Raw genomic sequence first — 22,499 nt, 5'->3', positions numbered from 1 at the left:
ATATCAGGGCTATCTCCCACAATATAAAGGCGCTTTTACCCATTTCTGGCTGCGGTCTATTGTGAGACATCGCCTATAATTTGCATTATCATACCTGTCATTCAATGCCGTGCCTAACACCACAGACGCTATTCGGACAGGATTAACACTAGCGTAGAGATGACGAGTACGTTAGTCTCTGACCGTTTGTCACGCGCAACGTTACCGATGATGGAACAATAAAATCAACGTATGAAAAAACGTATCCCCACTCTCCTGGCCACCATGATTGCCACCGCCCTTTATAGTCAACAGGGACTGGCAGCCGACCTCGCCTCACAGTGCATGTTGGGCGTGCCAAGCTATGACCGTCCTCTGGTACAGGGCGATACCAATGACTTACCCGTGACTATCAATGCTGACCACGCGAAAGGGGACTACCCGGATGACGCCGTGTTTACTGGCAGCGTGGATATCATGCAGGGTAACAGCCGTCTGCAGGCCGACGAAGTGCAGCTCCATCAAAAAGAGGCACCAGGACAACCGGAGCCGGTGCGTACCGTTGATGCGCTCGGTAATGTCCATTACGACGATAACCAGGTGATCCTCAAAGGGCCGAAAGGCTGGGCGAATCTGAACACCAAAGATACCAACGTCTGGGAGGGTGATTACCAGATGGTGGGTCGCCAGGGCCGCGGTAAAGCGGACCTGATGAAACAACGTGGCGAAAACCGCTATACCATTCTGGATAACGGTAGCTTTACCTCCTGTCTGCCGGGTTCTGATACCTGGAGCGTGGTAGGTAGCGAAATTATTCATGACCGCGAAGAACAAGTTGCGGAGATCTGGAACGCCCGCTTTAAGGTGGGTCCGGTACCGATCTTTTATAGCCCCTATTTGCAGTTGCCGGTGGGTGACAAACGTCGCTCTGGTTTCTTGATCCCGAACGCCAAGTACACCACCACCAACTACTTTGAGTTCTACCTGCCATATTACTGGAACATCGCGCCAAATATGGATGCCACCATCACGCCGCATTATATGCATCGTCGTGGCAATATCATGTGGGAGAACGAATTCCGCTACCTCTCCCAGGCTGGCGCTGGCTTGATGGAACTGGACTATCTGCCTTCAGATAAAGTCTATGAAGATGAACACCCGAACGATGACAGTTCACGTCGTTGGTTGTTCTACTGGAAACACTCCGGGGTCATGGATCAGGTGTGGCGTTTCAACGTCGACTACACCAAAGTCAGCGATCCTAGCTACTTCAATGATTTCGATAACAAATACGGTTCCAGTACCGACGGCTACGCAACGCAAAAATTCAGCATTGGCTATGCGGTGCAGAACTTCAATGCCACCGTTTCAACCAAGCAGTTCCAGGTCTTCAGCGAGCAGAACACCAGTAGCTACTCGGCAGAGCCGCAGTTAGACGTTAACTACTACCAGAATGATGTTGGTCCGTTTGATACGCGTATTTACGGCCAGGCAGTGCACTTTGTTAACACCAGAGATGACATGCCAGAGGCGACTCGTGTTCACCTGGAACCGACCATCAATCTGCCGCTCTCTAATAACTGGGGCAGCATCAATACTGAAGCGAAGTTGCTGGCAACCCATTATCAGCAAACCAATCTTGACTGGTATAACTCCAGAAACACGACCAGGCTGGCAGAGTCCGCTAACCGTGTAATGCCGCAGTTCAAGGTAGACGGTAGAATGGTCTTCGAGCGTGATATGGAAATGCTGGCGCCGGGCTATACCCAGACACTGGAACCACGCGCGCAGTATCTGTATGTGCCATATCGCGATCAGAGCAAAATCTATAACTACGACTCTTCGCTGCTGCAATCTGACTACTCCGGCCTGTTCCGGGACCGGACTTACGGCGGTCTTGACCGTATTGCCTCCGCTAACCAGGTGACGACCGGTGTCACATCTCGCATATATGATGATGCTGCCGTTGAACGTTTTAATATTTCCGTTGGTCAAATCTACTATTTCACGGAGTCTCGCACTGGCGATGACAACATAACATGGGAGAATGACGACAAAACGGGCTCACTGGTATGGGCAGGCGATACTTACTGGCGCATCTCTGATCGTTGGGGATTGCGTGGCGGGATTCAGTACGATACACGTCTGGATAACGTAGCGACCAGTAACTCCAGCATTGAATACCGTCGGGATGAAGACCGTCTGGTACAGCTGAATTACCGTTACGCCAGCCCGGAATATATTCAGGCAACGCTGCCTAAGTACTATTCCACTGCTGAGCAATATAAGAATGGTATTTCGCAGGTAGGAGCCGTCGCCAGCTGGCCAATTGCCGATCGTTGGTCCATTGTTGGGGCCTACTACTACGACACCAATGCGAACAAGCAAGCCGACTCTATGTTAGGTGTGCAATACAGCTCCTGCTGCTATGCGATTCGCGTCGGTTACGAGCGGAAGCTGAACGGTTGGGATAACGATAAACAACATGCGGTATATGACAACGCAATCGGCTTTAACATCGAACTTCGCGGCCTGAGCTCCAACTACGGTCTGGGTACGCAAGAGATGCTGCGTTCGAACATTCTGCCGTATCAAAACACTTTGTGATTTGTTGATTTACCACGTAATCCGCAGTGCGGTTAATTGAAATGGAAAAAGTATGAAGAACTGGAAAACGCTGCTTCTCGGTATCGCCATGATCGCGAATACCAGTTTCGCTGCCCCCCAGGTAGTCGATAAAGTCGCAGCCGTCGTCAATAACGGCGTCGTGCTGGAAAGCGACGTTGATGGATTAATGCAGTCGGTAAAACTGAACGCTGCTCAGGCAAGGCAACAACTTCCTGATGACGCGACGCTGCGCCACCAAATCATGGAGCGTTTGATCATGGATCAAATCATCCTGCAGATGGGGCAGAAAATGGGAGTGAAAATCTCCGATGAGCAGCTGGATCAGGCGATTGCTAACATCGCGAAACAGAACAACATGACGCTGGATCAGATGCGCAGCCGTCTGGCTTACGATGGTCTGAACTACAACACCTATCGTAACCAGATCCGCAAAGAGATGATTATCTCTGAAGTGCGTAACAACGAGGTGCGTCGTCGCATCACCATCCTGCCGCAGGAAGTCGAATCCCTGGCGCAGCAAGTGGGTAACCAAAACGACGCCAGCACTGAGCTGAACCTGAGCCACATCCTGATCCCGCTGCCGGAAAACCCGACCTCTGATCAGGTGAACGAAGCGGAAAGCCAGGCACGCGCCATTGTCGATCAGGCGCGTAACGGCGCTGATTTCGGTAAGCTGGCGATTGCTCATTCTGCCGACCAGCAGGCGCTGAACGGCGGCCAGATGGGCTGGGGCCGTATTCAGGAGTTGCCGGGGATCTTCGCCCAGGCATTAAGCACCGCGAAGAAAGGCGACATTGTTGGCCCGATTCGTTCCGGCGTTGGCTTCCATATTCTGAAAGTTAACGACCTGCGCGGCGAAAGCAAAAATATCTCGGTGACCGAAGTTCATGCTCGCCATATTCTGCTGAAACCGTCGCCGATCATGACTGACGAACAGGCCCGCGTGAAACTGGAACAGATCGCTGCCGATATCAAGAGTGGTAAAACGACTTTTGCTGCCGCAGCGAAAGAGTTCTCTCAGGATCCAGGCTCTGCTAACCAGGGCGGTGATCTCGGTTGGGCTACACCAGATATTTTCGATCCGGCCTTCCGTGACGCCCTGACCCGCCTGAACAAAGGTCAAATGAGTGCACCGGTTCACTCTTCATTCGGCTGGCATTTAATCGAACTGCTGGATACCCGTAATGTCGATAAAACCGACGCGGCACAGAAAGATCGTGCGTACCGCATGCTGATGAACCGTAAGTTCTCGGAAGAAGCAGCAAGCTGGATGCAGGAACAACGTGCCAGCGCCTACGTTAAAATCCTGAGCAACTAATGGTTAAAACCCAACGTGTTGTGATCACTCCCGGCGAGCCCGCCGGGATTGGCCCGGACTTAGTTGTCCAGCTTGCACAGCGTGAGTGGCCAGTCGAACTGGTTGTTTGTGCCGATGCCACTCTCCTTACCGACCGGGCAGCGATGCTCGGTTTGCCGCTCACCCTCCGTCCTTATTCCCCCAACTCCCCTGCACAACCGCAAACTGCGGGCACATTAACGCTACTTCCTGTCGCGCTACGTGAATCTGTCACTGCGGGGCAGTTAGCGGTTGAAAATGGGCATTACGTAGTGGAGACGCTGGCGCGAGCGTGTGATGGCTGTCTGAACGGTGAATTTGCTGCGCTGATCACAGGCCCCGTGCATAAAGGCGTCATTAACGACGCAGGCATTCCGTTTACCGGTCATACCGAGTTTTTCGAAGAGCGTTCGCAGGCGAAAAAAGTGGTGATGATGCTGGCGACCGAAGAACTTCGCGTGGCGCTGGCAACGACGCATTTACCGCTGCGCGATATCGCAGATGCTATCACCCCTGCGCTTTTGCACGAAGTGATTGCTATTTTGCATCACGATTTGCGGACCAAATTTGGTATTGCCGAACCGCGCATTCTGGTCTGCGGGCTGAATCCGCACGCGGGCGAAGGCGGTCATATGGGTACGGAAGAGATAGACACCATTATTCCGGTGCTCGACAAGCTGCGGGCGCAGGGGATGAAACTCAACGGGCCGCTGCCTGCCGATACCCTGTTTCAGCCGAAATATCTTGATAACGCCGACGCGGTGCTGGCGATGTACCACGATCAGGGTCTTCCCGTGCTAAAATACCAGGGCTTCGGGCGCGGTGTGAACATTACGCTGGGCCTGCCCTTTATTCGCACATCAGTGGACCACGGTACCGCGCTTGAACTGGCGGGACGTGGCAAAGCCGATGTCGGCAGTTTTATTACGGCGCTTAATCTCGCCATCAAAATGATTGTTAACACCCAATGAATAATCGAGTCCACCAGGGCCACTTAGCCCGTAAACGCTTCGGGCAAAACTTTCTCAACGATCAGTTCGTGATCGACAGCATTGTTTCTGCCATTAACCCGCAGAAGGGCCAGGCGATGGTCGAAATCGGCCCCGGTCTGGCGGCATTGACCGAACCGGTCGGCGAACGTCTGGATAAGCTCACGGTCATCGAACTTGACCGCGATCTGGCGGCACGTCTGCAAACGCATCCATTCTTAGGCCCGAAACTGACTATTTATCAGCAGGATGCGATGACCTTTAACTTTGGTGAACTGGCCGAGAAAATGGGTCAGCCGCTGCGTGTTTTCGGCAACCTGCCTTATAACATCTCCACGCCGTTGATGTTCCATCTGTTTAGCTATACTGATGCCATTGCCGACATGCACTTTATGTTGCAAAAAGAGGTGGTGAATCGTCTGGTTGCAGGACCGAACAGCAAGGCGTATGGTCGATTAAGCGTCATGGCGCAATACTATTGCAACGTGATCCCGGTGCTGGAAGTACCGCCGTCAGCCTTTACACCACCACCCAAAGTGGATTCCGCCGTCGTGCGCCTGGTTCCTCATGCAACGATGCCTCACCCGGTTAAAGATGTTCGCGTGTTGAGCCGCATCACCACCGAAGCCTTTAACCAGCGTCGTAAAACCATTCGTAACAGCCTCGGCAACCTGTTTAGCGTCGAGGTGTTAACGGGAATGGGGATCGACCCGGCGATGCGAGCGGAAAATATCTCTGTCGCGCAATATTGCCAGATGGCGAACTATCTGGCGGAGAACGCGCCTTTGCAGGAGAGTTAACGATGATCAATTCGCCCCGAGTGTGTATTCAGGTTCAAAGCGTCTACATTGAGGCACAATCTTCACCTGATAATGAACGTTACGTTTTTGCTTATACCGTAACCATACGCAATCTGGGGCGAGCGCCAGTGCAGTTGTTGGGGCGTTACTGGCTGATCACCAATGGCAATGGCCGTGAAACCGAAGTCCAGGGCGAAGGAGTGGTTGGCGTCCAGCCACTTATCGCACCTGGCGAAGAGTACCAGTACACCAGCGGTGCAATCATTGAAACCCCGCTGGGCACCATGCAGGGTCACTACGAAATGATCGATGAAAATGGCGTCCCTTTCAGCATCGACATTCCCGTATTCCGACTCGCCGTTCCCACACTCATTCATTAAAAGAATATGGCGACATACCTTATTGGCGACGTTCATGGTTGTTACGATGAACTGATCGCATTGCTGCATAAAGTAGAATTTACCCCTGGGAAAGATACCCTCTGGCTGACGGGCGATCTGGTCGCGCGCGGCCCGGGTTCGCTGGATGTTCTGCGCTATGTGAAATCCTTAGGCGACAGCGTACGTCTGGTGCTGGGCAATCACGATCTGCATCTGCTGGCGGTATTTGCCGGGATCAGCCGCAATAAACCGAAAGATCGCCTGACACCGCTGCTGGAAGCGCCGGATGCCGACGAGCTGCTTAACTGGCTGCGTCGCCAGCCTCTGCTGCAAATCGACGAAGAGAAAAAGCTGGTGATGGCCCACGCCGGGATCACGCCACAGTGGGATCTACAGACCGCCAAAGAGTGCGCGCGCGATGTAGAAGCGGTGCTGTCGAGCGACTCCTACCCCTTCTTCCTTGATGCCATGTACGGCGATATGCCAAATAACTGGTCACCGGAATTGCGGGGGCTGGGAAGACTGCGGTTTATCACCAACGCCTTTACCCGTATGCGTTTTTGCTTCCCGAACGGTCAACTGGATATGTACAGCAAAGAATCGCCGGAAGAGGCCCCTGCCCCACTGAAACCGTGGTTTGCGATTCCTGGCCCTGTCGCTGAAGAGTACAGCATCGCCTTTGGTCACTGGGCATCGCTGGAAGGCAAAGGTACGCCGGAAGGTATTTACGCGCTGGATACTGGCTGCTGCTGGGGTGGTACATTAACCTGCCTGCGCTGGGAAGATAAACAGTATTTTGTCCAGCCGTCGAACCGGCAGATATGGGTGAGGGAGAGGCGGCCGCGTCTTAAATCCCGTCGAGCATAAAATCTAATGCTCCTTTAATCAACGTTCGGTGCGCGCTGGCATCGCAAAATTTCGTTCCCAGCGCGTTAACTGGAACAGTTGCAGTCTCATGCGTCATGAGCCGTCTACCAGTAAAAGGATTGTGTTAAGCCGTTCTGGAGGGCGAATACGGATAAATCGTTCAATAGGTGTTAATGGAATAACAATACGGCGATTAATCTCACCAATAATGTCGCTGGTAACATCGATAACAAAGGGAAACGCGGCGTTCCTGCCGCGACTGCGGTATACCGTAAATTGCATCGCTAGAAGCTCCGGTACTCATCAGAGAAACATCCGGTTTCATCAGCCAATTGATTTAACGCAGCGATAGCTTCTGCGTTCTCTTCACGCCAACGTATTGCTGCATGTTTTTTAAGTTCAGCATTGAGCGCAACCGTAAGGGTGGCGCTCATATTTAAGCCTGCATCACGAGCGCGATTGACTAACTCACGGTCGACGGTGACGGTCACACTTTGTGTGGTACGTTTTGCAGTCATGATATCGTGCTCCTGTACAATTTATACGTCTAGTAAACACGGATATCTGCACGTATCAGTGATGCCGGAATTCTAATATACAAAATTACCGCCGCTCCAGAATCTCAAAGCAATAGCTGTGAGAGTTCTGCGCATCGGCATCGTGGAATTCACTGAATACCGATTCCCAGTCATCCGGCTCGTAATCCGGGAAATGGGTGTCGCCTTCCACTTCCGCGTCGATATGCGTCAGATACAGTTTTTGCGCTTTCGGCAGGAACTGCTCATAAACGCGACCGCCGCCAATCACCATGATTTCTGGTACGTCACCACACGCCGCAATGGCTTCATCCACCGACTTCACCCACGTTACGCGATCGTCCGTACCCGGTTGACTGCTGAGGATAATATTTTTGCGTCCTGGCAACGGACGACCGATGGATTCCCAGGTATGGCGGCCCATAATCACGGGTTTATTTAAAGTGTTGCGTTTAAACCAGGCGAGATCGGCAGGCAGGTTCCACGGCATGGCGTTTTCCATGCCGATAACACGATCTACCGCTAACGCCGCAATCAGACTGATCATTGAGATTTCCCGATAAAAAAAATTGTCGCCACTATACGTAAAGCGTAAACCGTCGTCGACTGGTGCGAGGATGATGTTGAGGAAAATTTTATATTCTGCTGGCGAGTCCACGCTCTCCCACTGGACTCGCCGCATTACAATGAAATAAAAACAATTAGTTAGCTGTAAAGTGTGATTTACGTCACTCTTTATTAGGATGAGGGTTTCGTTTCCGGTTCATCCGCCATGTTGCCGGTATGTTTACCTTCTTCGGTTCCCTGCCAGCCATGTCGTTGAATTAATGACAGATGTTCGCGGTCCTCGGTAATGATCTCACTTAACATCGCGCTGGTGCGTTTATAGACCGCCGCGCGGGCTTTGGTGTCGTTCTCAACCATTGCCATCTCTTCCACCATCTGAATATTAAAGCGGCGGAACACATCGGCGCGTTCTCGCGCTTCATACGGCCCCAGACCTAAACTTTCCAGTGCCAGACGCCCGGTTTTCAGCGCACCTTCAAAGGTTTCACGCTCCGGCTTTTCAACGCCTGCCTGACGCAAACGAATGTAGTGGTCGACATCGCGGGCGCGGGCAATAATCTGCAAATGCGGGAAATGTTCTTTCACCATCTCCGTCAGTTGCAGGTTGGTTTGCGGATCGTCGATAGCGTTAATCAGCACTTCCGCTTTCGCCGCTCCGGCAGATTCCAGTAAATCCATCCGCGTGGCATCGCCATAAAACACTTTCATACCAAATTTACGCAAGGTTTCGATATGGTCCGGATCGTGATCGAGCACCACCATTTTCACCCCGCTGGAGAGCAGTAAACGTCCGGTGATCTGCCCAAAACGACCGAATCCGGCGATGATTACCCGCGGCTGTTCTTCGTCGATCTCATCGGCTTCACGCGCCTCTTCACTAGAAGATTGCTCAAGGCGATTGAGGATCACCAGCAGAATCGGCGTTGCCGCCATCGACAGCGCCACCGCCAGGGTCAGCGATTTCGCCCACTCCGGCTCCAGCACATTCGCCATCTGCGCCGCACCAAATACTACAAAGGCAAACTCACTACCCTGCCCTAATAGCACCGCAAACCAGCGACGCTGTTTATTTGGCACCTGCAACGGCCGGGCAATCAGCCACAGCATGGCGATTTTGATGATGAGGAAACCGAGCAGCAAAATGACAATGCGCAACGGATTTTCAAGCAGCGTGCCAAAGTCTATCGACATGCCAACGCCGATGAAAAACAGCCCCAGCAGCAAACCTTTAAATGGTTCGATATCGCTTTCCAGCGCATGACGGTATTCCGAGCTTGCCAGCAGTACGCCCGCCAGAAACGCGCCCATCGCCATCGACAAGCCGACCTCTTCCAGCAGCAAACCAAAGCCAAACACGAGGAATAACGCCACGGCACTAAACACTTCCCGCAAGCCAGAGCGGGCAACAAAACGCAGTGCCGGACGCGTGACATAGCGCCCCAGCAATACCACCAGCACCAGCGCACCCGCCACTTTTAACGCCGAGAGAGCAAATGCGCCCATCGTCGTCGAGGCACTGCTCGCCGCCAGTAGCGGGATCATTGCCACCAGCGGGATCGCCGCGATATCCTGGAACAGCAGCACCGCAAAGGCACTGCGACCCATTTGCGTCACCATCAGATTGCGTTCATTCATCGCCTGCATGGCAATCGCCGTAGAGGAGAGCGCCAGCGTCATGCCGATCAATTCCGCGACCTGCCAGCGCAGCCCAAGCAACATACAGAACAGCCCCAGCAGGCCGCCGCAAATCACCATCTGCAATGCGCCGCCGCCGAACACCGCCGCACGCAGCTTCCACAGCCTTTGTGGATCGAGTTCGAGGCCGATAATAAACAGCATCAGCACCACGCCAATCTCGGCAAAGTGCAGAATAGATTCGGCATCGGTCACCAGTCGCAGCCCCCACGGGCCAATAATGCAGCCGGCGATCAGGTAGCCAAGTACCGATCCCAGACCGAGACGTACCGCAATGGGAACAATCAGCGCCGCCGAACCGAGATAAATCAGCGCCTGAATAAGCGTATGGCTATCCATGATGTGCCTCCTGCCATTCCAGCAGACGTTGCTTATAGTGCCGCGCCTGCCCTTCGAGGGTTTCGTCGTCACAAATAAAGGTGCAGTGCATGGCAAACGGTGGCAGCCAGTTCAGCCCGCAGTAGATTGCCGTCGCCTGTAGCGGCTGTGACAGCACATCAAAGCCCGGATGCGCACCAATCTCAAAATGGCTTTCCCCACCGCCGGTCGTCACCGCCCACAGTAAATGTTTGCCATGCAGCGCCGTGCCGCCGTGACCGTAAGCCCAGCCGTGCGAGAAGACTTTATCGATCCAAAGTTTAAGAAGCGGAGGAATGCTGTACCACTGCATCGGGTGCTGCCAGACGATCAGATCGGCGCGAGACAGCGCCTCCTGCTCGGCGGCAATATCGATATTGAAGTCAGGATAGAGTTGATAAAGAGAGCGAATTTCGACGCCTTCCAGCGTCCTTGCCTGTTCAAGCATCCGTTTATTCGCATGGGAATGATGCGGATACGGATGCGCATAAATTATAAGAATCATAGGTAGCCCGCGTGATTACGCCTTTGTTTTCCCACAAAGTGTAGTCATATATTCACGCGGCTTATAGTCAATAATATTGATTCAGAAAAGAGAGAAATCTGAACAAATTACCCCATTCTCTGCCCGCGGATCGTCATATTGCTGGTCTGCGCCAGTGACATCCCTCGAGTCTCCGGGGCAAACGCTACGGAAATCAACAAGCCAAACAGCGAGATACCCGCCCCCATTAGCATCGTGTTACTGATACCGTAATTATTGATAAAGATCGGCAGTGCCCAGGTCGAAACAATAGTGCCAATACGGCTTAAGGACATAATCACGCCCACGGCAGAGGCGCGGATATCCGTCGGGAAGAGTTCATTAGGATAGAGCCACTGCAAATTACCCGGCCCGCCAGAGAAAAAGGCATACACCGCAAATGCCATCACTACCAGCCAGATCCCCATATCCGGGATCAGCCCCAAAACCGCCAGCGCCAGCGTCATCATGGCAAAGCTGCCAATCAACAATGGACGCCGTCCGGCAGTGTTTAGCCACAGCATCGGTGGAATACAGCCGAGCATAAAGAACAGGCTAATCACCACGTTCCCCAGTGCCGCATTTTTGCCAACACCCAATCCCAACAAACCAACGATTTGCGGGCCAAAGGTGTAGATGGCGAACATCGGGATCACCTGGCAGGTCCAGATGGCGGCAACAAACAGAACAAAAGGAAAATGGCGGCGATTAAACAGATCGCGAAAACGGGTTTGCTGCGGCTGCTCTTCATCGAAAGCCACCGGTTCGCCAAACAGTTTGATCATCATCTCTTCGCACTCTTTTACTCGCCCTTTGCGTAACAACCAGCGGGGAGATTCAGGCAGTTCGAATCGACCAATCAAAATCAACAAACAGGGGATCGCTGCGCTACCCAGCATCCAGCGCCAACCACCTTCCACATCATAAAGCCAGTAACCGACCAGATCGGCGCAGGTCGCGCCGACATACCACATCGCGGCAATAAAGCTGATGGAAAACGCCCGCTGACGGGTACTGGAGAACTCAGTGATCATCGAAGTGGCGATGGGATAATCTGCACCGATGACAATGCCGATGAGTACCCGCATCACTAACAGTTCGACGGGGGATGAGACAAACATCGTCGCCACCGATATCACGCCGATGGCGATGATATCGATGAGGAACATTTTGCGCCGTCCGACTTTATCGGAGATATAGCCAAACAGCGATGTGCCAACGAACAGCCCGGCGAGCGTTCCCGCGCCCAGCAAGCCAATCCAGTCAGCGTCCAGTTTCAGCGCCGGAGTCAGTTGCTCCAGCGCCACGCCAATCATTACCAGTACATAACCATCCAGAAACGGACCACCGCTTCCCCACAGCAAAATGCGGCGGTGAATAGAAGAGAATTTAAGATCGTCAAAGTTTCTGGACGGTTGCATGGGTTATTCCTGTTTTTTTGCAATGAGAGTCAGTACGGCGTTACGTATCAAACCAACATCAGCCGTAACGGAACTCCACACCAAAGGTGCCGCGCGGGTATTCCCACTGTTCCAGCGCCGACCCCAGCCCCAGAATGCGACAGGTGCCGCACTCCAGACATCCGGCGTAATCGAAGCGCACACTGCCGTCATCCTGCTTCTTGTACAGACCTGCGGGGCACGCTTTCACCAGCAGCTCCAGGGCCTGTTTATCTGCATCGGCCTTCACAACGATGTGCGGATGCTCTTCATCGACATTGAATTTATTGACGCCCAGTTTGACGTCCACATTGACGGGAGAAGTCATAAAACGGTCACTCCTTTCATGCCATCCTTGATCAGATTGATTAAGCCCACTTTCTTGCCGTGGCGGAGGATTTTCTTGCGCATCAGTTCCGGCGCACTGCCGTCAATGGTGAACAGGTCACGCGCCACGCCCACCGCCAGTTCCGGGTAGCCGCTAAACATGCGTGGGTTATCAAGGAACGCCGGTAGTTTCTGGTACATGCGCATATCGCGCAGCGGGCCACTCTCAAGATGCTGACGATATTCCGCGAGTTTTTGCTTACTGAAATCGTCGCTTTTCATCGCTGAAAGCACAGTTTTTGCTGCTGCTTCCCCGGCGGCAATCGCCAGATCCATACCGCGAATGGTAAAACCGAGGTTCATACACATTCCGGCAGCATCACCGGCAATCAATACGCCGTCACCAACCAACTCCGGCAGCATGTTGATACCTGCTTCCGGCACTACGTGAGCGGAATATTCCACCAGCTTGCCGCCCGCGATCAGCGGTGCAACGGCCGGATGTTGTTTGAAATCTTCCAGCATTTGCGGCACCGATTTTTTTGCGTCATGCAGATGATGCAAACCACAAACCAGCCCCAGCGACAGGGTATTTTCATTGGTATAAAGGAAGCCACCGCCCATCAGGCCATCGGTGGGTGATCCCGCAAACAGGCAAGCCGCGCCCTGATTACCCTGCAACTGAAAACGGTCTTCGATAACCGACTTCGGTAACTCGATCAGTTCCTTTACGCCAACCGCCACATCCGTCGGTTTAACGCGTTTTGCCATCCCCAGCTTTTCGGCAAGGATGGAATTCACCCCATCAGCAAGGATCACCGTTTTCGCTTCAATCACATCGCCATCGGCTTCTACACCGACGACTTTGCCATCGCGCTGTACGAGGTTATCGACGCGGATCCCGGTAATTAACTGCGCGCCCGCTTCTTCAGCCTGCTCCATCAGCCAGGCATCAAATTTACTGCGCAAAACGGAGTAAGAACGCTGGGATGGCGAGGTTTCGTCGCCATTGCAGTAGTCCATAGTCATCGCTGACTTTTCCGTCATAAACGCGAGTTTTTCATGGGTGATCAGGCGTTCTACGGGGGCGGAGTCAGCGAAACCAGGAATAATGTGTTCCAGACTGTGGGCATAGAGACGCCCGCCGGTGACGTTCTTGGCACCTGCGGAATTGCCTCGCTCGATAACTAACACTTGCGCACCTTCGCGGGCGAGCACTAGTGCGGCAACCGAACCGGCAAGCCCTGCACCGACGATGATGGCGTCAAAGATATCTTCGGACATAAGAGCTCCCTGTCAGCGGCAGGGCCAAAATGCAGCCCTGCCAGAGTGGATCAACGCGCTAAAGCTGCGGTCAGTGCCGGAAGGATCTTCACGGCGTCGCCAACAATGCCGTAATCCGCGTACTGGAAGATCGGCGCATTTTTATCTTTGTTGATGGCGAAAATGGTTTGCGACGCATTAGCGCCAACCATGTGCTGGATCTGCCCGGAGATCCCCACCGCCAGGTACAGTTCAGGTTTCAGCATCAGGTTGGAGATACCGACATAGCGTTCGTGCTCCATCCATTTTTCGTTTTCCGCCACCGGACGAGAACAGGCCAACTCCGCACCTATCGCCTTGCAAAGCTGTTCTGCCAGCGCAATGTTCTCTTTGCTGCCAATACCGCGACCAACGCTGACCACCAGGCGGGCTTTGTCGAGATCGACGCTGTTGCTCTGACGCGCCTGGGTTGCCGTGCGGGTAATCGCCACAGCCGGAGCCTGCCACTCCACGGTGTGCGTTTCGCCAGTGCGTGACGCGTCTGGCTGAGCCACATCGAACGTGCCGCTGCTGATGGTCAGAACCGCATACGGCGTGGCAATGCGTTCTTCGCCAATCGCCAGACCGCCGTAAACCATGTGTTTCACTGTCGCTTTACCGTCCTGCACGCTAACAGCGCTGGCATCGTTAGACACCGCCGCGTTAAGGCGGTAACCCAGTTTCGCCGCCAGTAATTTGCCGCGACGGGTGTTTGGCAACAGCACCAGACCGTCTGCGCCGTGCTGGCGAATAGTGTCAGCCATGACACCGGCGTAATCTTCGATCATCCGCTCGTCCGGTTTGCCGCTTAATTTCCAGACATGATTAGCACCGAGCTGGATTGCCTGTGCGCCGTCGGCATCATTGAGGACGAACGTGTTGATTTGATTAGCTAAAGCCTGCGCACCGTTCATCAGTTCCGGCAGACGAGAAGGGGTATCGCTGAATACCCAGACTTGAGAAAACGTGTTCATAGCATCCCCTGTAATTAAATGACTTTGCGAAGATTTTCAGCAAATGCGGCGATCTGTTCTTCGCCGTCGCCTTCAATCACGATGCGCTGACGCTCGCGCTGTTTCGGCGCGGCAACCTGTTGTTCTGACCAGGCTGCCTCTGCGTTAAAACCGATATCCGCCGCCGACCATACCTGGACTGGCTTTTTCGCCGCGCCGAGAATGGCTTTCATCGAAGGAATTTGTGGGGAGTTGATATCAGTGGAAACAGCAACAACCGCAGGCAGCGGAATGCTTAAGGTTTCTGTTTCATCTTCCAGTTCGCGCTCAACGGTGAGGGTATCTGCAGTCAGGGAGATAATTTTGCTGACGCCGTTAACTGCCGGAATATTAAGGATTTCGCCTACCAGCAAACCAACCTGCTGGGCATAAAGGTCGGAAGAACCATCGCCACAGAGGATCAAATCAAAGCCTGCTTTCTGAGCGGCTGCAGCCAGTACGCTCGCCGTTTGTTGCGGCAGTGCCTGCTCGAACTGGTCATCAATCACCACAATCAGTTCATCCGGACCGCGCGATAGCACATCTTTACGCCCTTTGGCGTTGGTCAGGGCTTTACCGCCCACACTTAAGGCCGTCACCTGCGCCTCTGCTGCCTGTTGCTTTAGCTGGCAAGCCGCTTCAATAGCGTTGAGATCGTATTGGCTTATTTTGGCATCGGCTTTGCTGAAGTCTAACGAACCATCAGCATTATTGACCGCAATATCCTGTTCATCAGGCACGCACTTATAGCAAGTAATAATCTTCATTGCATCTCCAGAAATCATGAAGGAAACGTCGTTCATATCGGTGGTGTTAATTACAGATATCACGCCCTTTAATTTGGAAATAAAACTTTAATCACCAATATTGAAAATGTCACACGCAGATAAATCCAACTTTCAATATTGTTAAGCTCCTCACCAATATTGAAAACATGGCGTAGAAAAAAGAAATTTTCAATATTGTTTTATGGATCACCAATATTGAAAGTCAGATGCTATTTTTTTACTCACAACAGAACATAACAAACTGATTAATAATCAAAATTAACGAAAAAATGCCCTCTATTCACCCGAAACAAAAATGTGATAACAATCACAGAATGCAGCTTATTGAATACCCATTATGAGTTAGCCATTAACGCGTCCACGAGGTTAATAATAATTATATTAAATGTTAACAAAAATAAAACAAACGGGAACGCAAAATAAATGTTCGTTTTCACAGTGGAATTAACTCATGAAGAATGAAAAGAGAAAAACGGGAATAGAACCGAAGGTTTTCTTTCCGCCGTTAATAATCGTCGGCATACTTTGTTGGCTTACAGTCAGAGATCTGGATGCGGCGAATGTCGTTATTAATGCTGTATTCAGTTACGTCACCAATGTATGGGGATGGGCATTTGAATGGTATATGGTGGTGATGCTTTTCGGCTGGTTCTGGCTGGTGTTTGGCCCGTATGCCAAAAAGCGTTTAGGTAACGAACCACCAGAATTTAGTACCGCCAGTTGGATCTTTATGATGTTCGCCTCCTGTACGTCTGCTGCCGTACTGTTCTGGGGATCGATTGAGATCTACTACTACATCTCCACCCCGCCGTTTGGCTTAGAACCGAACTCAACAGGCGCGAAAGAGTTGGGGCTGGCTTACAGCTTGTTCCACTGGGGACCTCTGCCGTGGGCCACTTACAGCTTCCTTTCAGTCGCCTTCGCTTACTTCTTCTTTGTCCGCAAAATGGAAGTGATTCGCCCCAGCTCCACCCTGGTGCCGCTGGTAGGTGAAAAACACGCCAAAGGGTTGTTCGGCACTATCGTCGACAACTTCTATCTCGTCGCCTTGATCTTCGCGATGGGTACCAGTCTGGGCCTTGCCACGCCGCTGGTGACCGAGTGTATGCAATGGTTGTTTGGCATTCCGCATACCCTGCAACTGGACGCTATCATCATTACCTGCTGGATTATCCTCAACGCCATTTGCGTCGCTTGCGGTCTGCAAAAAGGGGTACGTATCGCCAGTGACGTGCGTAGTTACCTGAGCTTCCTGATGCTGGGTTGGGTGTTCATCGTCAGCGGTGCCAGCTTCATCATGAACTACTTCACCGATTCGGTGGGGATGTTGCTGATGTATCTGCCGCGCATGTTGTTCTATACCGATCCCATCGCTAAAGGCGGCTTCCCGCAGGGCTGGACCGTGTTCTACTGGGCATGGTGGGTGATTTACGCTATCCAGATGAGCATCTTCCTCGCCCGCATCTCCCGTGGTCGTACCGTGCGTGAACTGTGCTTCGGCATGGTGCTGGGGCTGACAGCGTCAACCTGGATCCTGTGGACTGTACTCGGTAGTAACACTCTGCTGTTGATAGATAAAAACATCATCAACATTCCAAATCTGATCGAACAGTACGGTGTGGCGCGCGCCATCATCGAAACCTGGGCCGCTCTGCCACTCAGCACCGCCACCATGTGGGGCTTCTTCATCCTCTGCTTTATTGCCACCGTTACGCTGGTTAACGCCTGCTCTTATACCCTGGCGATGTCCACTTGCCGCGAAGTACGCGATGGTGAAGAACCACCGCTGCTGGTGCGTATCGGCTGGTCAATTCTGGTTGGCATTATCGGTATTGTTCTGCTGGCGCTCGGCGGCCTGAAACCGATTCAAACCGCCATTATCGCCGGAGGATGCCCGCTGTTCTTCGTCAACATTATGGTGACGCTCTCCTTTATTAAAGACGCGAAACAGAACTGGAAAGATTAATTAACCCCCAAAATATCAAGAGGTTGAAAGATGGATTTTAATTTAAATGATGAGCAGGAACTGTTTGTCGCCGGTATCCGCGAACTGATGGCCAGCGAAAACTGGGAGGCCTATTTTGCCGAGTGCGACCGTGACAGCGTCTACCCGGAACGTTTTGTCAAAGCACTGGCGGATATGGGTATCGACAGTCTGCTGATTCCTGAAGAGCACGGTGGTCTTGACGCGGGTTTTGTTACTCTCGCCGCCGTGTGGATGGAGCTGGGACGTCTGGGGGCACCAACCTATGTGCTGTACCAGTTGCCGGGCGGGTTCAATACCTTCCTGCGCGAAGGCACACAAGAGCAGATCGACAAGATTATGGCTTTCCGCGGCACCGGTAAGCAGATGTGGAACTCAGCGATTACCGAACCGGGCGCGGGCTCCGACGTGGGTAGCCTGAAAACGACTTATACCCGTAGAAATGGTAAGATTTATCTTAATGGTAGTAAGTGTTTTATTACCAGCAGCGCCTACACCCCGTACATCGTGGTGATGGCGCGCGACGGGGCTTCTCCGGACAAACCTGTCTACACCGAATGGTTTGTTGATATGAGCAAACCGGGCATCAAAGTGACCAAACTTGAGAAGCTCGGTCTGCGTATGGATAGCTGCTGTGAAATCACTTTTGACGACGTGGAACTGGACGAGAAAGACATGTTCGGTCGGGAAGGTAACGGATTTAACCGCGTCAAAGAAGAGTTCGACCATGAACGTTTCCTGGTAGCCCTGACCAACTACGGTACGGCGATGTGCGCCTTTGAAGATGCGGCGCGCTACGCCAACCAGCGCGTGCAGTTTGGCGAGGCTATTGGTCGTTTCCAGTTGATTCAGGAAAAATTCGCCCACATGGCGATCAAATTAAACTCCATGAAAAACATGCTGTATGAAGCAGCGTGGAAAGCAGACAACGGCACCATCACCTCTGGCGATGCAGCGATGTGCAAATACTTCTGCGCCAATGCGGCATTTGAAGTTGTGGATAGCGCAATGCAGGTGCTGGGCGGTGTCGGGATTGCGGGCAACCACCGCATCAGCCGCTTCTGGCGTGACCTGCGTGTAGACCGCGTCTCCGGAGGATCTGACGAAATGCAGATCCTGACGCTGGGTCGCGCGGTGCTGAAGCAATACCGCTAAGTCCGTGCGCTGCCTGATGCGACGCTGACGCGTCTTATCAGGCCGACGGTCGGCCGGATAAGGCGTTTACGCCGCATCCGGCAGTCATGCGCTACATAAATTTTTCAGGAGCTAATAATGGATCATCTACCCATGCCGAAATTCGGACCGCTGGCCGGATTGCGCGTTGTCTTCTCCGGTATCGAAATCGCCGGACCGTTTGCCGGACAAATGTTCGCAGAATGGGGCGCGGAAGTTATTTGGATCGAGAACGTCGCCTGGGCCGACACCATTCGCGTTCAACCGAACTACCCGCAGCTCTCCCGCCGCAATTTGCACGCGCTGTCGTTAAATATTTTCAAAGATGAAGGCCGCGAAGCGTTTCTGAAATTAATGGAAACCACCGATATCTTCATCGAAGCCAGTAAAGGTCCGGCCTTTGCCCGTCGTGGCATTACCGATGAAGTCCTGTGGCAGCACAACCCGAAACTGGTTATCGCTCACCTGTCCGGTTTTGGTCAGTACGGCACCGAGGAGTACACCAATCTTCCGGCCTATAACACCATCGCCCAGGCCTTCAGTGGTTACCTGATTCAGAACGGTGATGTTGACCAGCCAATGCCTGCCTTCCCGTATACCGCCGATTACTTTTCTGGCCTGACCGCCACCACGGCGGCGCTGGCAGCACTGCATAAAGCGCGTGAAACCGGTAAAGGCGAAAGTATCGACATCGCCATGTATGAAGTGATGCTGCGTATGGGCCAGTACTTCATGATGGATTACTTCAACGGCGGAGAAATGTGCCCGCGCATGACCAAAGGTAAAGATCCCTACTACGCCGGTTGCGGTCTGTACAAATGCGCCGACGGCTACATCGTGATGGAACTGGTGGGCATTACTCAAATTGAAGAGTGCTTTAAAGATATTGGCCTCGCGCATCTGCTCGGTACGCCGGAAATCCCGGAAGGCACTCAGCTTATCCACCGTATCGAATGCCCTTACGGCCCACTGGTAGAAGAGAAACTCGATGCCTGGCTGGCGGCACATACCATCGCAGAAGTTAAAGAACGCTTTGCCGAACTGAATATCGCCTGTGCCAAAGTACTGACCGTACCGGAACTGGAAAGCAATCCACAGTATGTGGCTCGCGAATCAATCACTCAGTGGCAAACGATGGATGGTCGCACCTGCAAAGGGCCGAACGTGATGCCTAAATTCAAAAATAACCCCGGACAAATCTGGCGCGGAATGCCCTCACATGGCATGGACACGGCTGCCATTTTGAAAAATATCGGCTACAGCGAAAACGACATTCAGGAGTTGGTCAGCAAAGGTCTGGCCAAAGTTGAGGACTAAACGCGTGGCGTCAGTCAGCTTGCCTGACTAGCGCCCGCTCAATAACAAACGAACAAAATGGATAGAGGTGCAATGGATATCATTGGCGGACAACATCTACGTCAAATGTGGGACGATCTGGCGGACGTTTACGGTCATAAAACGGCGCTGATTTGTGAATCCAGCAGCGGAGTCGTTAACCGGTATAGTTATCTTGAGTTAAATCAGGAGATTAACCGCACGGCAAACCTGTTTTATACGCTGGGGATTCGCAAAGGCGACAAGGTTGCTCTACATCTCGACAACTGCCCGGAATTTATCTTTTGCTGGTTCGGGTTGGCAAAAATTGGTGCGATTATGGTGCCGATTAACGCCCGCCTGTTGCGCGAAGAAAGCACGTGGATCCTGCAAAATAGCCAGGCGTGCCTGCTGGTGACCAGTGCGCAATTTTATCCTATGTATCAACAGATTCAGCAGGAAGATGCCTCTCAGTTGCGGCACATTTGCCTGACAGATATGGCACTTCCCGCTGATGATGGCGTGAGTTCGTTTACTCAACTGAAAAATCAACAACCTGCCACCTTGTGCTATGCACCGCCGCTATCGACTGACGATACGGCGGAAATTCTCTTCACCTCCGGCACCACCTCCCGACCGAAAGGGGTGGTGATTACCCATTACAACCTGCGCTTCGCTGGATATTACTCCGCCTGGCAATGTGCACTGCGTGACGATGACGTCTACCTGACGGTAATGCCTGCGTTTCATATTGACTGCCAGTGTACTGCGGCGATGGCGGCGTTTTCTGCCGGGGCCACCTTTGTGCTTGTCGAGAAATACAGCGCCCGCGCCTTCTGGGGACAGGTGCAGAACTACCGCGCCACCATTACCGAATGTATTCCGATGATGATTCGTACGTTGATGGTGCAGCCGCTTTCAGCGAACGATCGGCAACACTGCCTGCGGGAAGTGATGTTTTATCTCAACCTGTCGGAGCAGGAAAAAGACGCGTTTTGTGAACGCTTCAGCGTTCGCTTGCTGACGTCTTATGGGATGACGGAAACCATTGTGGGCATTATCGGCGATCGCCCTGGCGATAAACGGCGCTGGCCGTCGATTGGTCGGGCGGGCTTTTGCTACGAAGCGGAGATCCGCGACGATCACAATCGTCCCCTCCCGGCTGGTGAGCTCGGTGAAATCTGTATTAAAGGCGTACCAGGGAAAACCATCTTCAAAGAGTATTTTCTCAACCCGAAAGCCACTGCGAAAGTGCTGGAAGCCGATGGCTGGCTACATACCGGCGATACCGGATACCGCGACGAAGAGGGCTTTTTTTATTTCGTCGATCGCCGCTGCAATATGATCAAACGCGGTGGCGAGAATGTCTCCTGCGTGGAGCTCGAAAATATCATCGCCACCCATCCAAAAATTCAGGATATCGTGGTTGTGGGTATTAAAGATTCGATTCGCGATGAAGCCATCAAAGCATTTGTGGTACTGAATGAAGGTGAAACATTGAGCGAAGAGGAATTCTTCTGCTTCTGTGAACAGAATATGGCGAAATTTAAAGTGCCCTCTTATCTGGAGATCAGAAAAGATCTGCCACGTAATTGCTCGGGGAAAATAATTAGAAAGAATCTGAAATAAATGAAACGGCAGGGAACTACCCTGTCAGCTAATAATCACGCTCTAAAACAATATGCATTTTTTGCAGGGATGTTGTCGTCCCTGAAAAAGCAAAAATGGAGAAAAGGAATGAGTGAATCATTACATCTGACCCGCAATGGATCAATTCTGGAAATTACCCTTGATCGTCCAAAAGCGAATGCTATTGATGCAAAAACCAGCTTTGAAATGGGCGAAGTATTTCTAAATTTCCGTGACGATCCGCAATTACGTGTCGCCATTATTACCGGTGCCGGAGAGAAATTCTTTTCCGCGGGCTGGGATTTAAAAGCGGCAGCAGAAGGCGAAGCACCGGATGCTGACTTTGGCCCGGGAGGTTTTGCGGGATTAACCGAAATTTTCAATCTCGACAAACCGGTCATCGCCGCTGTGAACGGCTATGCCTTTGGCGGCGGCTTTGAACTGGCGCTGGCGGCAGATTTTATTGTTTGTGCCGATAACGCCAGCTTCGCCCTACCGGAAGCCAAACTGGGCATCGTTCCTGACAGCGGCGGCGTGCTGCGTCTGCCGAAGATCCTGCCGCCTGCCATCGTCAATGAAATGGTGATGACCGGCAGACGAATGGGCGCAGAAGAGGCGCTGCGTTGGGGGGTAGTCAACCGCGTGGTTAGCCAGGCGGAACTGATGGATAACGCCCGCGAACTGGCGCAGCAGCTGGTTAACAGCGCTCCGCTGGCGATTGCGGCGCTGAAAGAGATCTACCGCACCACCAGTGAAATGCCGGTAGAAGAAGCGTATCGCTATATTCGCAGCGGCGTGTTGAAACACTATCCATCGGTTCTGCATTCGGAGGATGCCATTGAAGGGCCGCTGGCGTTTGCCGAGAAGCGCGATCCAGTGTGGAAAGGACGTTAA

The 22,499-nt window shown here is 52.6% G+C and carries 19 protein-coding genes and 2 pseudogenes; 11 read left to right on the top strand and 10 right to left on the bottom strand.

Going from position 1 to position 22,499, the window contains the following annotated elements; all coding sequences use genetic code 11:
- Positions 1-231: 231 nt before the first annotated feature.
- From lptD to apaH, 6 genes and pseudogenes are all read left to right on the top strand, one after another.
- A complete protein-coding gene (gene lptD / locus ACJHWT_RS08520) occupies positions 232-2,586 on the top strand; it encodes an LPS assembly protein LptD (protein WP_000746142.1) in 2,355 nt (784 codons plus the stop codon).
- Positions 2,587-2,638: 52 nt separating this feature from the next.
- A complete protein-coding gene (surA, locus tag ACJHWT_RS08515) occupies positions 2,639-3,925 on the top strand; it encodes a peptidylprolyl isomerase SurA (protein ID WP_000800457.1) in 1,287 nt (428 codons plus the stop codon).
- A complete protein-coding gene (gene pdxA, locus ACJHWT_RS08510) occupies positions 3,925-4,914 on the top strand; it encodes a 4-hydroxythreonine-4-phosphate dehydrogenase PdxA (RefSeq protein ID WP_000241249.1) in 990 nt (329 codons plus the stop codon). The genes surA and pdxA overlap by 1 nt, the downstream gene beginning before the upstream one ends.
- Positions 4,911-5,732, top strand: coding sequence for a 16S rRNA (adenine(1518)-N(6)/adenine(1519)-N(6))-dimethyltransferase RsmA (rsmA, locus tag ACJHWT_RS08505; RefSeq protein ID WP_001065361.1), 822 nt, complete (start codon positions 4,911-4,913; stop codon positions 5,730-5,732). Before pdxA ends, rsmA begins: the two co-directional genes overlap by 4 nt.
- 2 nt (positions 5,733-5,734) lie before the next feature.
- Positions 5,735-6,112: a Co2+/Mg2+ efflux protein ApaG gene (gene apaG / locus ACJHWT_RS08500; protein WP_000610901.1), complete on the top strand. Its 378-nt coding sequence runs from the start codon at positions 5,735-5,737 to the stop codon at positions 6,110-6,112.
- Between the two features lie 6 nt (positions 6,113-6,118).
- Positions 6,119-6,963 (top strand): annotated as a pseudogene (apaH, locus tag ACJHWT_RS08495) (bis(5'-nucleosyl)-tetraphosphatase (symmetrical) ApaH).
- Here the strand turns inward: apaH and ACJHWT_RS08490 are convergent.
- From ACJHWT_RS08490 to ACJHWT_RS08445, 10 genes and pseudogenes are all read right to left on the bottom strand, one after another.
- Positions 6,960-7,261, bottom strand: a pseudogene (locus tag ACJHWT_RS08490) (CcdB family protein). The pseudogenes apaH and ACJHWT_RS08490 overlap by 4 nt on opposite strands.
- 2 nt (positions 7,262-7,263) lie before the next feature.
- Positions 7,264-7,497 (bottom strand): type II toxin-antitoxin system CcdA family antitoxin, encoded by a 234-nt coding sequence (locus tag ACJHWT_RS08485; RefSeq protein WP_000125563.1) that lies wholly within the window; start codon positions 7,495-7,497, stop codon positions 7,264-7,266.
- Positions 7,498-7,582: 85 nt separating this feature from the next.
- On the bottom strand, positions 7,583-8,062 hold the full coding sequence (gene folA, locus ACJHWT_RS08480) for a type 3 dihydrofolate reductase (protein ID WP_000624375.1): 480 nt from the start codon (positions 8,060-8,062) through the stop codon (positions 7,583-7,585).
- A gap of 191 nt (positions 8,063-8,253) precedes the next feature.
- Positions 8,254-10,116, bottom strand: coding sequence for a glutathione-regulated potassium-efflux system protein KefC (gene kefC / locus ACJHWT_RS08475; RefSeq protein WP_000377115.1), 1,863 nt, complete (start codon positions 10,114-10,116; stop codon positions 8,254-8,256).
- Positions 10,109-10,639 carry a glutathione-regulated potassium-efflux system oxidoreductase KefF gene (gene kefF, locus ACJHWT_RS08470; RefSeq protein WP_000600725.1) on the bottom strand — a complete coding sequence of 177 codons (531 nt, stop codon included), beginning with the start codon at positions 10,637-10,639 and terminating at the stop codon, positions 10,109-10,111. Before kefF ends, kefC begins: the two co-directional genes overlap by 8 nt.
- Before the next feature lie 107 nt (positions 10,640-10,746).
- Positions 10,747-12,078, bottom strand: a complete 1,332-nt coding sequence (locus ACJHWT_RS08465; protein WP_001183198.1) for an MFS transporter — start codon at positions 12,076-12,078, stop codon at positions 10,747-10,749.
- Between the two features lie 58 nt (positions 12,079-12,136).
- Positions 12,137-12,424, bottom strand: a complete 288-nt coding sequence (fixX, locus tag ACJHWT_RS08460; RefSeq protein WP_000203741.1) for a ferredoxin-like protein FixX — start codon at positions 12,422-12,424, stop codon at positions 12,137-12,139.
- Complete coding sequence (locus ACJHWT_RS08455) at positions 12,421-13,707, bottom strand: FAD-dependent oxidoreductase (RefSeq protein ID WP_001695416.1); 1,287 nt, start codon at positions 13,705-13,707, stop codon at positions 12,421-12,423. The genes fixX and ACJHWT_RS08455 overlap by 4 nt, the downstream gene beginning before the upstream one ends.
- Before the next feature lie 50 nt (positions 13,708-13,757).
- Positions 13,758-14,699, bottom strand: a complete 942-nt coding sequence (locus ACJHWT_RS08450) for an electron transfer flavoprotein subunit alpha/FixB family protein (RefSeq protein WP_001091515.1) — start codon at positions 14,697-14,699, stop codon at positions 13,758-13,760.
- Positions 14,700-14,713: 14 nt separating this feature from the next.
- The gene (locus tag ACJHWT_RS08445) at positions 14,714-15,484 is read right to left on the bottom strand and encodes an electron transfer flavoprotein FixA (protein ID WP_000692217.1); all 771 of its coding nucleotides are present in this window, start codon (positions 15,482-15,484) and stop codon (positions 14,714-14,716) included.
- Between the two features lie 472 nt (positions 15,485-15,956).
- Between ACJHWT_RS08445 and caiT the strand changes: the two genes are divergently transcribed.
- The 5 genes from caiT to caiD all read left to right on the top strand — a co-directional run bounded on the left by caiT (position 15,957) and on the right by caiD (position 22,499).
- On the top strand, positions 15,957-17,471 hold the full coding sequence (gene caiT / locus ACJHWT_RS08440) for an L-carnitine/gamma-butyrobetaine antiporter (RefSeq protein ID WP_000787103.1): 1,515 nt from the start codon (positions 15,957-15,959) through the stop codon (positions 17,469-17,471).
- 30 nt (positions 17,472-17,501) lie between these two features.
- Positions 17,502-18,644 carry a crotonobetainyl-CoA dehydrogenase gene (caiA, locus tag ACJHWT_RS08435; RefSeq protein ID WP_000347117.1) on the top strand — a complete coding sequence of 381 codons (1,143 nt, stop codon included), beginning with the start codon at positions 17,502-17,504 and terminating at the stop codon, positions 18,642-18,644.
- Positions 18,645-18,761: 117 nt separating this feature from the next.
- Positions 18,762-19,979 carry an L-carnitine CoA-transferase gene (caiB, locus tag ACJHWT_RS08430; protein ID WP_000349928.1) on the top strand — a complete coding sequence of 406 codons (1,218 nt, stop codon included), beginning with the start codon at positions 18,762-18,764 and terminating at the stop codon, positions 19,977-19,979.
- A gap of 72 nt (positions 19,980-20,051) precedes the next feature.
- Positions 20,052-21,605 carry a crotonobetaine/carnitine-CoA ligase gene (caiC, locus tag ACJHWT_RS08425; RefSeq protein ID WP_001317612.1) on the top strand — a complete coding sequence of 518 codons (1,554 nt, stop codon included), beginning with the start codon at positions 20,052-20,054 and terminating at the stop codon, positions 21,603-21,605.
- Between the two features lie 108 nt (positions 21,606-21,713).
- Complete coding sequence (gene caiD / locus ACJHWT_RS08420) at positions 21,714-22,499, top strand: crotonobetainyl-CoA hydratase (protein ID WP_000004399.1); 786 nt, start codon at positions 21,714-21,716, stop codon at positions 22,497-22,499.

This window comes from Escherichia sp. WS338, assembly GCF_046486405.1.
Classification (GTDB): domain Bacteria; phylum Pseudomonadota; class Gammaproteobacteria; order Enterobacterales; family Enterobacteriaceae; genus Escherichia; species Escherichia coli.
Note: the sequence above shows the minus strand (reverse complement) of the source record. Positions and strands in the feature narration are given on the sequence as shown.